Origin of the sequence: Mycobacterium sp. 1165196.3, assembly GCF_001673415.1 — a bacterium.
Taxonomy (GTDB): Bacteria; Actinomycetota; Actinomycetes; order Mycobacteriales; family Mycobacteriaceae; genus Mycobacterium; species Mycobacterium europaeum_A.
Genome location: NZ_LZLU01000221.1, coordinates 39,612 through 52,498, shown reverse-complemented (window position 1 = coordinate 52,498; position 12,887 = coordinate 39,612). Strand labels below are relative to the sequence as shown.

Sequence of the window (12,887 nt, the reverse complement as noted above, 5' to 3'; positions counted from 1 at the left end):
TCTGGGCGTGCACCTCGAAGCGGCCCGCCATCGCCCGCATCTCGTGCGGGTCGGTCATAAAACGTGTTGCCATGTCGACTGTCTCCTATCTTGAAGCTTCAGTTCGCCGAAGTCTTAACAGTTGTATTTGATGCAGTGGTGGCCGAGTTGTAAACAGGTTACGGCCTGCCGGTTAATTGCTCGCCTCAATTGGGTGACATGTACCCCCTTCTTCCCATATCACCGGACCTTCTAGACGACGACCTGCTTGGGCATGACGATCGGCTTGAAGCCGTACCGCGGGCCCGACCCGTACGCGCCGGCACCCTTTGCCGCCGCCGCCATTCCGGGCATGCCGGGCATCGCGCTGACCGGCTCGGCCGCCTCGGATGCGACGGTCCAACCCGAGCCCTCGAGCGGGGCGGTCGCCGAAACCAGTTGCGTCGCCGGGGCGGCCGCAGACCAACCGGGCGGCACCGACAGACGACCGACCATCGAGGCCTCCCCGACGGCCGCCGATGTCGCGGCGCCCAAGCCACCCGCCGGCCGCACCGAGTTGACGATGGTGCCCTCGGTGATGCCCGCAACACCGTCGGGCGCCACGTCGCCGACGGCGATGGCCGGCACGGTACCCAGGGTGTGGCCCAGCGACACCGCCGTCGGAATGGTGATCATCGTGAACCAGGCCGCGGTGTTGACCGCGCCGTTGATGGCGTTGAGGACGGAAGGTGTGCCGAGGAAGTTGTCGATCGAACCCAGGAGCCCGTCGGTTGTGAACGGCAGTGTCGGCGCCGCCAAAGTCGAGATGGGAGCATCCAAGGCCTGGACCGTGCCGCCCGCCGCGTCACCCGCGAGGGCGGCGTTGTCCACGGTTGCGGCGGCCGCCGGGTCGGTGGTCGAGGTCAGCGGCGTCACCGGCGTGAGCACCCCGGCCGCGGCCGATGCCGCCTGATACGCGGCCATGGCGGCGGCGTCCTGGGCCCAGTACTCGGCGTACAGGGTGTCGAGCGCCACGATCGCGGGCGTGTTCTGGCCCAGCACATTGGAGGCGACGAGCGCCGCCTGGGTGGCCCTGTTGGTGGCGATCACCGGCGGCGGCACCACAGCCGCGAACACCGCCTCGAACGCCGCCGCGGACGCCGTGGCCTGGGCACTCGCCTGCTCGAGCGTCGACGCCGTCTCGGTCAGGTAGGTGACGATGGGCTGGGCCGCCGCCGCGGCCGCCGCCGAGCCCCCGCCCGTCCACTGCTCGCTGGTGAGCAGCGAAATGATCGATTCCCACTGGGTCGCCGTGGTACTGATCTCGGCGGCCAGGTTGGCGTAGGCCGTCGCGGCGGCCATCAAAGGCGCGGCGCCCGCACCGGAGTAGATGAGCGAGGAGGTGATCTCCGGGGGTATTGCCGCAAAACTTAGAACCATTTTTGTCCCGCTCCTTATTTTGTCTGTTCGAATGCGACGTCTGGGGTGACCGCTGCTTAGACGGCCGTCGGCTTCGGCATGACGATCGGCTTCACGCCGTAACGCGGCGCACCGAAGCCGGCGCTGCTGCGCGCCGCCGAGGCCATTCCTGGCATGCCGGGGATGACCGTGCCCGCGCCCGCCTGCGGCGCGGCGGCGGTCCAGCCCGCCGTTTGGATCGCGCTGACCGGCGTGGCCACCGGTGCCGACGCGCCGGCCCAGCTCGGCGGCACCGCGAGGTTGCTGACCATGGTCGCCGAGCCCATCGAGGCCACCGGCATCGCGCTCATGCCGCCCGCGCCGCCTGCCGCGACGGTGGTGGCGCCGAGCCCCGGCGAGGCGGCAACATCCGAGGCCAGTCCGGCGCCCGCGGCGTCGGCGGATGTGTCGAGCAGACCACCACCGGCGAGCCCGATCAGGTTGGACGCGGCCGAGGCCCAGTTGCCAGCACCGATGTTCAAGATGTTGGCGCCGTTACTCGACAGGCCGAAGATCCCGCCGAGCATGTTCGGGTTGGTGCCGTTTCCGGTGCTACCGAGCAGCCAGGAAAGGAAGTCGAGGGGGGTGTTCGACGGAGTGGCCGCGGCGGCGCTGACGGGGGCGTCCAGAGCTTGCATCGTGGCCTGGCTCGCGTTGACGGCCTCGGTGTCGCCGTAGGCATTGGAGCTGATGCCCAGCGTTTGCGAGTACTGCTCCAGCAGCGCCTGCGCCTCGGCGGCGACGGTCTGGTACTGGGTGCCGTACGCCGAGAAGATTGCTGCCTGCTGGGCCGAGACCGGATCGGCCGCCGCGGGAGCAAGCACGGTGGTCGCCGACGCCGCGCCCGCGTTCTGCGCTGCCAGGTTGGTGTTGATCCCGCTGAGCAGCTGCTGCGCGGCTAACATCTCTTCGGTTTGTGTCGTCAGAAATGACATCCGTTGCTCCTAGTGTTGGAACGGACCGACCCCCTACGGCGAGCCGGCCTGTGTGTTTACGCCACGTCCCCTGTGCGTTGGGGAAAGGCTAGCTATCCACCGACCCCACGTTCCCGCCGAAAAGGCACACGTGACAGCCGTTTACGGCTTCTTAACGCCGAGTGTCGTAGTTTTAACAAGCTCCTGTCGGGCGATACCGGGACGTCATCTGAGCTCGGGCGGCGCAACAGGAAACCGCGCGCGGCGCGCGGATCCTAGCGGACGGCCGTCCGAGCCGCACGTTAGACATGTGGCAAATGGCGCTCCGGCGGTAGCGCCGACGGATCGCTGGCGCGTACCGGCGCCCCGGCGGCTCGACGTTCGGCCGCAGTCGTGCCAAATCCCCAAGCGCCCGTTGACGTTCGACCGTGGCCGGAATTCCGGGCGAGTCCAATCGACCCGAATTGCGGTTCTGGCCGCGCCTGCGCGCGGCGGTGTCACGCAAACTGGCCAGAGCTTGCGCTGGGTGCCCGGATAGCGTGCCGCCGGGCCCGCTGTGACGCACGCGACGCCATGGCCGTCGCGGACCGCGGACCTTTGCTCCCGGCGGTTAGGTGGTGTGGCTCCCGGTGTCAGGTAGCAAACCCGCGAGCGGCGAGGCGGGGTGAGAGACCAGGCTCCGGAAATTCCGGGCTGTGAGTGGCCGCCAACAGCGGCAGCGGCACCACGACGACGGTGCCGCCACCGCTGTTGGTGGCCCCTACAATTTGCTGCGGTTTTGCGGGCAGTACGCCGCGACCGCCGCTCCGACGATGATGTTGGCGCCGCCGTTGCTCAACCCGAGCGACTTCTTCACATCGCCGATGGTCTGAGCCGCGGTGTCCCCGCCATCGAAGTCCGTGCACACGGCATGCCCGACATTGATCATCGATTGGTCGGCGCCATCCGCCCAGCTGAGTCCGCGCAAATGCAGCGTCTGCAGGTACTGGTCATCCGCGGGGTCGGCACTCGCGATCGGCGCGGCGACCATGCCGACGACGCCGGCGGCCGCGATAGCGACCGGCGCGGCCCACCGTGCCGTGATTTTCACTCGTCGACTCCTCCGGGCCAATTCGTGCGTGCAGGAATCGAATCCTAATTGCGTCCGGCAAATCTGTCTCGACGAGTTAACCAGGCGTTTCTCCTCGCCCGGATATCGGCGAAGGCTTGTAAGTTGGTCGCCACCGCCAAACAAGGCAGCAAAACCCGCCCGTTGCGAAGGAGCCAGCGCCGTAGTGACCGACGATCCGCGGGGTGACGCCGTCTCCCGCCAATACGATCGGTGGGAGTATCCGCCCCCGGTGGCCGACCTCGCGGCGTGGTGCGAAAGCCACTGGGATTGGTTCGATCCGTTCTGGGCTCACCGGGTGTTGTGGCCGGACCGCGACTACAAGCCGGACCTCGACATCCTGATCGCGGGTTGCGGCACCTTCCAGGCCGCCCTGTTCGCTTTCAAAAATCCCGGCGCGACGGTGGTCGGGATCGACGTCAGCCAGAATGCGCTGAACCAGCACAACCGGCTCAAGGACAAGCACGGGCTGCAGAACTTGGAGCTGCACCTGCTGCCGATCGAAGAGGTGTCGGCGCTCGGGCGCGACTTCGACCTGATCGTTTCCAGCGGAGTCCTGCACCACATGGCGGACCCGCTGGCCGGGCTCACTGCGCTGGGCGCGTGCCTGCGCCGCGACGGGGCGCTTGCGGTCATGCTGTACGCCAAGTACGGCCGGATCGGCGTCGAAATGCTCGAATCGGTGTTTCGCGACCTCAAGCTGGCGCAGGACGACGCGTCGGTCCAACTGGTCAAAGAGGCCATCGCGATGTTGCCGGCCGACCACCCGGTGCGCGGCTATCTCAAGGCGGCCCACGACCTGGTCTCCGACGGCGCCCTGGTCGACACCTTCCTGCATCCCCGGGCGCGCAGCTACACCGTTGCGGAATGCCTCGACCTGGTCGCCGCCGCCGGACTCGCGTTCCAGTCATGGTTTCACAAGTCGCCGTACTACTCGCACGAGATGCTCACGCCGGCAAGCGGATTCCAATCTGCGCTTGGCCAATTGCCCGAGGCCGAACTGTGGTCCGTGATGGAGCGCCTGCAGCCGGCGAACGCCACCCATTTCTTTCTGGCCTGCCTCCCCGAGCGCCCCACGGAGCAGTACACGATCGATTTCGCGTCACCGGCCTCATTCGATTACGTACCGCTGCTGCGCACGGCGTGCCTGTTGTCCGGCGACGAAATCCATTGGCCGGGCGGCAAGCAAAAGCTCAACCCGGCCCAGTTGCCCTTCGTGCAACACGTCGACGGCCGCCGTACTATCGCCGAGATCATCGAATCCGTGGGACGCGCGGGTGCCGTCCCCGATGAGCACCGGGCTCTGCTGCGAGATTTCGGCCACAAGCTGTTCCAAGGGTTATGGCGGTTGGACTTTCTGGCCATGGCGCTGAACGCCGACCCGGCCGGATAGCCGGTCCCCGGTCGGCTACATTCGCGACGGGCCCCCATAGCCCAATTGGCAGAGGCAGCGGACTTAAAATCCGTCAAGTGTCGGTTCGAGTCCGACTGGGGGCACCAGGAAATCCCAGCTAGATTGCTTATCGGTAGAAATCGCACGTGCCAAACTGTATGCAGATTGTAAACTTCATGCCGTGCCGGGTTCAGAGAGACCGCAAACACCAGTACGTACGCCGGGGAGCGGCGGCGTCGTCGACTTGTGGAAAAACCGCGATGGATCACCTTCCAAACTAGCAACAGGCAGATGGGCGCAGGGCCAAGGCAAGCCGCAGGGAGTTGGAAAGCGGTGGAGGGCTTGGTACGTCGGAAACGATGGCCGGCAATACACAAAGCGATTCAGAACCGAGGTCGAAGCTGAGTCGTGGGTAGGCACCGAGCGCGGAAAGGTTGTCACCAACCAGTGGGTGCCGCCCGATGTCGGGGCTGATGCGTTCGGGGTGGTAGCAGAGCAGTGGCTTCTCACTAAGGGGCACCGAAAGCCCAAGACGCTGGCCGGTTATCGCAGCCTCCTAGACACGGTGGTGCTCCCAAAATGGGCGGACGTACCACTTAAGGCCATCACCTATGCCGATCTGTCTGCGTGGCTTTCAGGGCTAAAACTCTCCGCTAGCAGGGTTCGTCAGGCCCACCAAGTCATCGGTGCCGTTTACCGGTATGCCGTCAAAGCTGGCCTGGCGTCGAAGAATCCAGCCACCGAGATAGATAGGCGGCACGACCTTCCGGAGGAGCGCGAGGCGGAGCGGCACTACTTAACGCTTACTCAGCTGTTGGATCTGGCCGGGGAGACGGGAAGGTTCGAGGCTCTAACCCTCGTGCTGGGTTTTTGTGGTCTGCGGTTTGGTGAAGCGATTGCGTTGCGTCGGAGGGATGTTGGTGACCGAGAGCTGATCGTTAGACGGTCAGTCACGTATGTGCAGGGGCAGGGCATGGTGGAGACCGATACCAAGACTCGGCGCAGCCGCCACGTACCCGTTCCCGATCCGGTGTGGCATTTGTTGGATCTTCCCCACGATGGCGGCGACCTGTTATTTCCCGGCAAGAACGGGTTTCTGACGTTGGGGGAGTACCGCTGGCAGTTCGATAACGCCGTTAAGAGGCTTCAAGAAGCCGCGAAGGCCAAGCGCACGGAGGAAGCTGAGAACGGCAAACCGACCACCCCGGAGTTCCCGATAATTTCCCCGCATTCACTGCGCCACACCTGTGCGTCGCTCGCCATCTCCGCAGGTGCCAATGTGAAGGTGGTGCAGCGCCTGTTAGGGCATGCAACAGCCGCGATGACCCTGGACCTCTATGGCCATCTCATGGCCGACGATCTAACCGGGGTCGCGACGGCACTCGGCAACGCCATTACCGCAGCTCGATCCAGAAACTAGTCATCGCAGGGGCTGGCAAGTCCGCCTTCCAACCTCGGCAGCGATCAAACAGCGACTTCCTTGCTGCGCCCGTGTTCGCGCGTCATCTCGACTTTTCACCCCCGGCGTCACTACCCCATTTCACGTCTGCTTGGGGCTTTCGAGAGGTTCATGGCGGAAGATTAGGGATAGTTCTGCGAGCTTGTGGGACGGTATGGGTGGCATGTCCGCTAGCGCGTTTGCGATCCATTCGTCTCGAGTCATGTGAGAGCCTCTTAGCCTGTGATCCTGTGCATTGTAAGACGTATTGCCGGATCGATCGATCGTCTCGAAAATGTTGAAGCGGCAATCATCTTTAAGATTGTTGGTAGGGAGTGGCGAACTTGTGCCACCGATGACCGGCAAAGGGTGCAAATGGAACGGCTCACGACCGCGGAGGCGGCTAAATACTTGAAGCTTCCAGAGGCCACATTGAGATGGTGGCGACATGCGGGAGCGGGGCCGAAAAGCTACCGCCTGGGTGGGCGGCGAGTCTTTTATGACCTGACCGACCTCAAGCAGTGGGAAACCGATCAGAAAGCCACGAGTTCGGTAGGGGGTGTTGGGTGAGTCCGGGGTTCGCCACGGTCATCATCCGAGGCATAGGCGAGTTCAATCTTGAGCTGAAACGGTATGCGGGGAGCAACTGGCATGGTGAGCTCCACGATAAGGATTTGCTTGTGTCTTTATATCTTAACCCGCGACGCGGGCGCTGAGGGTTTCCTCGTATACCTCCACTCGGCATTCCGTGTTAAAATCATATTAGGAACATCAGTTTTCCTATTCTCACTCGCATTCTGCGAATTCTTTTCGGAGCATTTAGATGGAATCAACGCTGTTTATGAACCTGCCTGACTGGCTGGATGAAAAGCTGCGCGAGCAGGCCGAACGCGAAGCCACCAGCCGGCAGCGGTATATCCGCGCTCTGCTGATCAGGGAATTGGGAGCGCGGTGAGTGCAATGTTCCTCACTGCTCGCGAACCGTTCGTTATGACGTTCAGCAGATTCCACGAGAATCGCATAGGCGACTATGAGAGATTAAACCTGGACGAGCGACTTTACTCGCTGGCGATGGCGCGCACCAAACACAACTTACACACCCCAGTCGAACGCGGTGAAGTAGCGCAGCTCCTCGGCAGGATGAAAAACGGAGTGTGGGTAGCCGCGCCGCGTACCAGCCTTCTCGCTGCCTGCCAACGAAACATTCGAAACGAACTATTCGAACCGGACTCCGACGTTAATAGGTGTCTTATCCTCTCCTCCCGGGCCTTTTATATCAACCTCAAAGGACGCAACGCACCATGCAAGAAGTGCGGAGGACGCTCAACTAGTCAGCGCAAAGCCTATGCCTCGAATGATGTTGGGCTACAGGTTACCCATGAAGAGAATCTAAGAGTAATTCGCGAACGCGCAGATCACAGGCGCCTTTTTGACGAGAATTTCGACAGGTCTGACGATATTTACGACATTGCAGGTCAAGGCCATAATCCGAGGACTTTAGAGGACAATTGGCACCTCGCAGAACCGCCGTTCGATCCTGAATACGATACGGCAATTCCCGATAGGATTGAGGTATGAGCACGATCAATATCGACACCGACCACTTTCGGGAGATAATCGGTGCAAGGAAGTTGAATGACAAGCAAGCAGTCCTGGCAGTGAGAATGGTCCTCGCCGCGACTGACGACAATAGTGGCATCTATTGGTCACTGCTTCGCAAAGAGTGGAAGGGTCACTATTGGAACGCTGCGGTGCGCTGGGCGCAAAACATCGCCGACGAAGCCAGCCAACTCGGCCGGCTGGAAGATCTAAGGGACACCATGTTCTACGTACTCGAGCGAGCCATACCACCGAGACGCCATGGCTGACGAACACGAGCTAGAGATAGAAATCTTTCCCTATCCCAACCCGGCTCTCACAGAGCTTTTGGTCAGCGACGACATGGGGAAGATCGTCGGGGAGTACGGGCAGAAGGTCGAGACTGTGTTCCGGGCAAGCATTGCAGGCCGTGAACGCAAGGGCGATCCGCACCCTGGTCTCATGTCCAGCGAGGTCTACAGCAGGACCTACATCGGTGGCATGAAGGACGATCGATACGTGTGCGATGTCGGCTCGAATGTGGATTACATGTCCGCAGATGAGTGGGGCAGGAAGTCCCGGAATCCGTATGCCGGCCATCACGACCTACGCAACGCCCTCTACTCCGTGTTGCCGTATCAGCCATGAGTCAGACGGATCTTTACCCGTGTTCCGTTGAGGTCGTTGGACATCCGAGCCGCGGCGTTCTAGATGTTGTTTTCGACTTCGAGAGATCCGATATCACTCGGGTGAATCTCATGACGGATTTGGCGTGGATTTTGTACCGGAAGTTGTCACGCAAATTGGAGAACCAGTAAGCATCATGAGGATGTTCACTGTGCATCAGCCGACCGAGGCCGATCACGATTTCTTTCAGTGGACTGTCAGCGGCGAGCTAATTGTGGTCCCCGGCATCTGCCCATGGAACGAACGGACGACCATGCTCATGGTCCGCGAGGTGCACGTTCGAGAGGATGACCTAATCAGTGCCTGCCTCAACACCTTCGGGAACAGCGGGCACGATGACGAAACCTTCGGCGAACCGCTCGAATCGTTGGCCCGCGAAGTCGCATCCGATGCGATAGAAGCTGCGTCCAAATACCCGCTGGGAACACTGCTGATGCTGGTACAAGGGCGTGACGACGCAGGCCACTGGAACTACCTGCTTGAGCGCGCGGATGCGGTAACTCATGTCTAGATTCGGTCGCGGGTACCCGATGATGTCCGCGATACACCATCCTCCGCCAGTCCCTCGAGTATTGCCTGACGCCGTCGGACCCGGCGCTCAATTCGGCACGAGTGGTTCGTGGATACACCCGGTAGGCGGCGGCGCAAGCCTTGTCCTGGTTGGTTTCAACCTTCGCGTCCGGTCCAGGCACCCTGACCGCAAGCCTCGGTGGCTCCGCGATGGCACAGGTGGCAACCCAATATCAGTACTACTCCAATGGCGTCAACAGCTCCGGGCAGCTCACGGTTTTTGGGGCGTTTAACCCACCCAAAGGCAACCAGACCGTCGCCGTCAGCTTCACCGGCAGCTACAGCTACGCCCTCACCGCCAACTCAATGAGTTACGCCGGGGTGGTTTCACTCGGGACAGCAGTTGATGTCAGCGGCAGCACATCACCAGCCAGCCAATCCGCGACCGGCGGTGATGCTCGCAGCGGGTTCTTCCAGATATTCGGCGGCTACGCCAATTTCACCGGTTACAACCAGAACCAGCGCTGGGCAGCCAATATCAGCGGCAACTCGCGTTCGTGCGTGGTGGGCGATGCGCTCTGGCAAGCAGCATCAGTCTTTAACGCACCCATGGCGTCGAGCACCAACTGGGGCGGGATTGTCGTACCTCTGATTGCCCACTGACTGGCCCAGATGCAAGGCGTCCATCCAGTCGGCCCGGCTGCCTGGGGCGCGGTCGGGGTCCCGATTCTCGCGGTTGCCCGGAAGAGGGCTTATGCGCGACGAACTAACACACGTACAATAACGACTCCGGGCAACGCTTCCAGCACGGACAGAAACGGAGCTGTCATCATGTCTCGTCTCACCCGAATCCTCGTCGCCATGATGCTTGCCTGCAGCGCCGCTATGATGACGGGCTGCGGCGAGATACCACTGCAGTGCGGTTCGCAGTTCTGCAACGGGTAGCGGTTGATTCTGCGACCGTGGCAGTGACGTAGCGCCCCGCGTGTGCTGGTCACCGCCCCGTCATGTTTTCAGAGCGTTGAGGTACCACGGGCGCTCGAAATCTGCAGACCGCCATGGATTTCGCCGTGGCCGCTCGGCCCGGGCGCGTCATTAACTAGGCTTCCACGGCGTGGCTGAACAGCCGGTGCTAATTGGAATAGCTGACTTGCCGAGGCAAGAGCAGGCGGCTTGTTTAATCGCTATCCGAACACTCGAAGTCGCCGCCGCAGAGGCTTGGGATGTCGGCGCCCGTCAAGGCGTCGTCGACGTCATGCTGACACTTAAAGACGGGCGCCGGGCGGCATTCGAGGTGACAAACCTAGCGGCCGATGGCGCGCTTGAAACAGCTAGCTTGCTTGCCCGAGACCACCACCGGTGGCCACTGCCCGGTGAGTGGTTTTGGAGTATCGAGGTCGGCTCGCCGCAAGACCTACGTCGGCTCAAGCAGTGCTACCAGAAAATCATTCTGATCTGCGAATCGGCGGCCACCGCCTATCCCTCCCAGCATCCGCTTGCGTGGACGCCCGACGCGGATCCAGACCTGCAGTGGCTTATAGAGGATTCTTCATGCAGCATGGTCGGCCACCCAGAGCAACTCGCGAGCGCCATGCAGAAGCTGGGCGCAATGGTCACGCCGGCCGCTCGCGCCGGCTTCATTGACGACTCGTTATCAGGCTTTGCTCAGGAGCTGGGCACCGCATTCGAACGCCCACACATCCCGGGTCATTTTCAGAAACTCGCCAGGGCCGATGCCGACGAACACCACCTCTTCATCCCGCTTCACGGCAGCGCTCTCCCGTTCAGAATTTCCTCGGTACTCATGTTCGATGACGCGATCCCTCGCGAACCACCGCCCGTTCCGGCGCACATCAGCCACCTGTGGCTGGCACCTGAATTCTCGCGGCGAGTGCTCCTGTGGAGCCAACCAGACGGCTGGCGCAATGTGTTTCCCTACGACAATTAGCGCGGTCTTGACCCCGACGCTGCGATCGGGTCAGCGGGCCGCGACACCAATGTCCAGCCCTCTGGCCTGCCGGGGCCAGCACGGTTGTGGGTGTTTCAGTTGCGGAATCGGATGGGTAGATGGGTCGATAAGCCCTTAGAACTTATGGTGGTCGTCAATAGACGCATCCGCTTGCACCCGTGTGACGTAAATCACACCAGAATGGACTGATGAAACCGGAGGCTTTAGCGTTGACTAAAGTGGATAGTCATCGTATAGAGCGACGGCTTATCGCGAGGGGAGAGTTCCACGATGTCCATTGCGCTGTGCGGGCAGACAAGACGGGCTGCCCCGCGGGTGAGTTTCTCGATGCCCTGAAAACCGGCATGTGGGAGCCAGACCCCGACGCCGAGGAACTACCTGACGACGAACAGATCAGCGACTGGCACTGGTTCCTCAACGCGATCAGGCACTGGGCGAGTACCGGAGAACCGGTACACCCCGGCGCAGTCAACGACCTGGACGACGGTGTCTGGGAATTCAAGCGAGCCAAGAAGCGATTGAGCTTTTACGACACTGACGGCGCAGGTGGGTACACCCCGAAGCTGCGGATACTCGACCACCGCGACGCGGAGGCACCAAATAGCGATTATTGGCAGATTCCGTACTTCGACCACTGGATTCGCCTCGGGCACGCATTCCCGAAAGTCACCCAAGCCACACCGGAGTACGACCTTGAACAAACGACAGATGTACGAGAGGAGGACCTAGCGCATGACCGAACAACAGCTTGAAGTGAGCCTCGTCGAGGAAGTCGAAGCGACAGACGCCGGCGCCCAAGGCTTGGCCGCCGCAGACCTCGCCGGGCAAGTGAGCCGCGTTCTCCACGCGGCCCTGGCCGCCTCGGGAATGGACCAGAAAGATCTAGCCGAGAAGCTCGGCGTAACACAAGGCCGTGTCTCCCAGGTACTCAACGGCGACGGCAACCTTCGGATAGCCGCCGTCGCGCGCTACCTGCGGGCGCTTGGCTACGAAGCGACAATCGCGGCGCGACCCGTAGAAGGTGGACCGACGGAACTTCCCGCCCGCCGCCCGCCGCGGCAGCGGGCCCTCCCGGCGGCCAACGCAGCACTCGAGTCGCCGACGCGCTTCCTAGACATCGCCTATTCGGCGCCAGAGTCAGGGTTCGTGCGCGTAGGAGACGCGTGCATCGTTTCGGAGGCTGGCCTCAAGCAGCACCACCCTGCCGAAATTTGGAGCAGCGTGTTTTTGTACACGGGGGGATCCGTGGACGACTTGATGGCGACGACGTGCGAGCCCCGCACGATGACTCACGAGGTCGAGGGGCCATCGGGCCGCGTAGACCTAGACACCGAGTTCACAACCTACTGCCTCCATGAGTGACGACTCGTCGAGCGATCAGGCCACTTCGGGCGAAGTAATCACCGACATCGGCTCACTCCTTCAGCTCACCGACATCAAGTCGGTGGTCTTTAACGAGGTCTCGGCCAAACGGACCGAGAACGAGGACGCCGGCGACGAAGAAGAACTGGCCAGGTTCGCCATGCAGATCAGCTCACAGCTGACCACTGAAAGCATCGCCGTGCGATGCAATATCAACGTGACTGGCGCCGGAGGGAACTACATCTCGGACGCCACCGCCGTATTCGCATTGTCACGCCCGGTCGAGATCGATGAGCGGACCGTCACCGAGTTCGTACAACGCGTGGGTGTGATGGCCGTCTACCCCTACCTCCGTGCATCGATCTCAGACAGCGCCGCAAAGATCGGCCGAAAAGCTCCACTCCTCCGACTTCTGCGGCCGGGCGACGTCAAACTCGAGCGGCAGGCGCCCCCCGAGGAGCCAGCGCAGTAACGAGAGGCAGGCTCGGACGTCGGCCATCGCACCATGGCAT

16 protein-coding genes, 1 tRNA gene and 1 pseudogene are annotated in these 12,887 nt (G+C 62.2%); 14 read left to right on the top strand and 4 right to left on the bottom strand.

Annotation, left to right across the window (positions count from 1 at the left end):
- The 4 genes and pseudogenes from A5659_RS27365 to A5659_RS22380 all read right to left on the bottom strand — a co-directional run.
- Positions 1 to 73, bottom strand: a pseudogene (locus A5659_RS27365) (WXG100 family type VII secretion target); the annotation flags it as partial.
- A 158-nt stretch (positions 74 to 231) separates the two neighbouring features.
- Positions 232 to 1,398, bottom strand: coding sequence for a PPE domain-containing protein (locus A5659_RS22390; RefSeq protein ID WP_067184333.1), 1,167 nt, complete (start codon positions 1,396 to 1,398; stop codon positions 232 to 234).
- A gap of 56 nt (positions 1,399 to 1,454) precedes the next feature.
- Positions 1,455 to 2,351, bottom strand: a complete 897-nt coding sequence (locus A5659_RS22385) for a PE domain-containing protein (RefSeq protein WP_066860520.1) — start codon at positions 2,349 to 2,351, stop codon at positions 1,455 to 1,457.
- 739 nt (positions 2,352 to 3,090) lie between these two features.
- Positions 3,091 to 3,420 carry a DUF732 domain-containing protein gene (locus A5659_RS22380; protein ID WP_066876612.1) on the bottom strand — a complete coding sequence of 110 codons (330 nt, stop codon included), beginning with the start codon at positions 3,418 to 3,420 and terminating at the stop codon, positions 3,091 to 3,093.
- Positions 3,421 to 3,604: 184 nt separating this feature from the next.
- Between A5659_RS22380 and A5659_RS22375 the strand changes: the two genes are divergently transcribed.
- The 14 genes from A5659_RS22375 (at position 3,605) to A5659_RS22325 (ending at position 12,847) form a co-directional block, all read left to right on the top strand.
- A complete protein-coding gene (locus A5659_RS22375; protein WP_067184329.1) occupies positions 3,605 to 4,831 on the top strand; it encodes a bifunctional 2-polyprenyl-6-hydroxyphenol methylase/3-demethylubiquinol 3-O-methyltransferase UbiG in 1,227 nt (408 codons plus the stop codon).
- Between the two features lie 30 nt (positions 4,832 to 4,861).
- Positions 4,862 to 4,938 (top strand) — tRNA-Leu (locus A5659_RS22370).
- Positions 4,939 to 5,282: 344 nt separating this feature from the next.
- The gene (locus tag A5659_RS22365; RefSeq protein WP_231997974.1) at positions 5,283 to 6,251 is read left to right on the top strand and encodes a site-specific integrase; all 969 of its coding nucleotides are present in this window, start codon (positions 5,283 to 5,285) and stop codon (positions 6,249 to 6,251) included.
- Between the two features lie 393 nt (positions 6,252 to 6,644).
- On the top strand, positions 6,645 to 6,839 hold the full coding sequence (locus A5659_RS27360; protein ID WP_082976159.1) for an AlpA family transcriptional regulator: 195 nt from the start codon (positions 6,645 to 6,647) through the stop codon (positions 6,837 to 6,839).
- 253 nt (positions 6,840 to 7,092) lie between these two features.
- Entirely contained in the window at positions 7,093 to 7,224 is a 132-nt protein-coding gene (locus A5659_RS28855) for a hypothetical protein (protein WP_255364657.1), read from the top strand.
- Positions 7,221 to 7,847 carry a hypothetical protein gene (locus tag A5659_RS27910; RefSeq protein ID WP_156749321.1) on the top strand — a complete coding sequence of 209 codons (627 nt, stop codon included), beginning with the start codon at positions 7,221 to 7,223 and terminating at the stop codon, positions 7,845 to 7,847. The genes A5659_RS28855 and A5659_RS27910 overlap by 4 nt, the downstream gene beginning before the upstream one ends.
- On the top strand, positions 7,844 to 8,137 hold the full coding sequence (locus tag A5659_RS22360; RefSeq protein ID WP_067184326.1) for a hypothetical protein: 294 nt from the start codon (positions 7,844 to 7,846) through the stop codon (positions 8,135 to 8,137). The genes A5659_RS27910 and A5659_RS22360 overlap by 4 nt, the downstream gene beginning before the upstream one ends.
- Positions 8,130 to 8,495, top strand: a complete 366-nt coding sequence (locus A5659_RS22355; protein WP_067184322.1) for a hypothetical protein — start codon at positions 8,130 to 8,132, stop codon at positions 8,493 to 8,495. Before A5659_RS22360 ends, A5659_RS22355 begins: the two co-directional genes overlap by 8 nt.
- Before the next feature lie 124 nt (positions 8,496 to 8,619).
- Positions 8,620 to 9,045 (top strand): hypothetical protein, encoded by a 426-nt coding sequence (locus A5659_RS22350; RefSeq protein ID WP_156749320.1) that lies wholly within the window; start codon positions 8,620 to 8,622, stop codon positions 9,043 to 9,045.
- Positions 9,046 to 9,254: 209 nt separating this feature from the next.
- The gene (locus A5659_RS22345; protein ID WP_067184315.1) at positions 9,255 to 9,707 is read left to right on the top strand and encodes a hypothetical protein; all 453 of its coding nucleotides are present in this window, start codon (positions 9,255 to 9,257) and stop codon (positions 9,705 to 9,707) included.
- A gap of 451 nt (positions 9,708 to 10,158) precedes the next feature.
- The gene (locus A5659_RS22340) at positions 10,159 to 10,992 is read left to right on the top strand and encodes a hypothetical protein (protein WP_156749319.1); all 834 of its coding nucleotides are present in this window, start codon (positions 10,159 to 10,161) and stop codon (positions 10,990 to 10,992) included.
- 209 nt (positions 10,993 to 11,201) lie between these two features.
- Positions 11,202 to 11,765 (top strand): hypothetical protein, encoded by a 564-nt coding sequence (locus tag A5659_RS22335; RefSeq protein WP_156749318.1) that lies wholly within the window; start codon positions 11,202 to 11,204, stop codon positions 11,763 to 11,765.
- Positions 11,746 to 12,375 (top strand): helix-turn-helix domain-containing protein, encoded by a 630-nt coding sequence (locus A5659_RS22330; protein WP_082976158.1) that lies wholly within the window; start codon positions 11,746 to 11,748, stop codon positions 12,373 to 12,375. Before A5659_RS22335 ends, A5659_RS22330 begins: the two co-directional genes overlap by 20 nt.
- Positions 12,368 to 12,847 carry a hypothetical protein gene (locus A5659_RS22325; protein WP_067184300.1) on the top strand — a complete coding sequence of 160 codons (480 nt, stop codon included), beginning with the start codon at positions 12,368 to 12,370 and terminating at the stop codon, positions 12,845 to 12,847. Before A5659_RS22330 ends, A5659_RS22325 begins: the two co-directional genes overlap by 8 nt.
- Positions 12,848 to 12,887 lie beyond the last annotated feature (40 nt).

Bases quoted from the DNA above. Each gene is read 5' to 3' on its own strand.
- A5659_RS22390 (WP_067184333.1), bottom strand. From the start codon at position 1,398: ATGGTTCTAAGTTTTGCGGCAATACCCCCGGAGATCACCTCCTCGCTC.
- A5659_RS22330 (WP_082976158.1), top strand. From the start codon at position 11,746: ATGACCGAACAACAGCTTGAAGTGAGCCTCGTCGAGGAAGTCGAAGCG.
- A5659_RS22335 (WP_156749318.1), top strand. From the start codon at position 11,202: ATGAAACCGGAGGCTTTAGCGTTGACTAAAGTGGATAGTCATCGTATA.
- A5659_RS28855 (WP_255364657.1), top strand. From the start codon at position 7,093: ATGGAATCAACGCTGTTTATGAACCTGCCTGACTGGCTGGATGAAAAG.
- A5659_RS22355 (WP_067184322.1), top strand. From the start codon at position 8,130: ATGGCTGACGAACACGAGCTAGAGATAGAAATCTTTCCCTATCCCAAC.
- A5659_RS22385 (WP_066860520.1), bottom strand. From the start codon at position 2,351: ATGTCATTTCTGACGACACAAACCGAAGAGATGTTAGCCGCGCAGCAG.
- A5659_RS22325 (WP_067184300.1), top strand. From the start codon at position 12,368: ATGAGTGACGACTCGTCGAGCGATCAGGCCACTTCGGGCGAAGTAATC.
- A5659_RS27360 (WP_082976159.1), top strand. From the start codon at position 6,645: ATGGAACGGCTCACGACCGCGGAGGCGGCTAAATACTTGAAGCTTCCA.
- A5659_RS22360 (WP_067184326.1), top strand. From the start codon at position 7,844: ATGAGCACGATCAATATCGACACCGACCACTTTCGGGAGATAATCGGT.
- A5659_RS22345 (WP_067184315.1), top strand. From the start codon at position 9,255: ATGGCACAGGTGGCAACCCAATATCAGTACTACTCCAATGGCGTCAAC.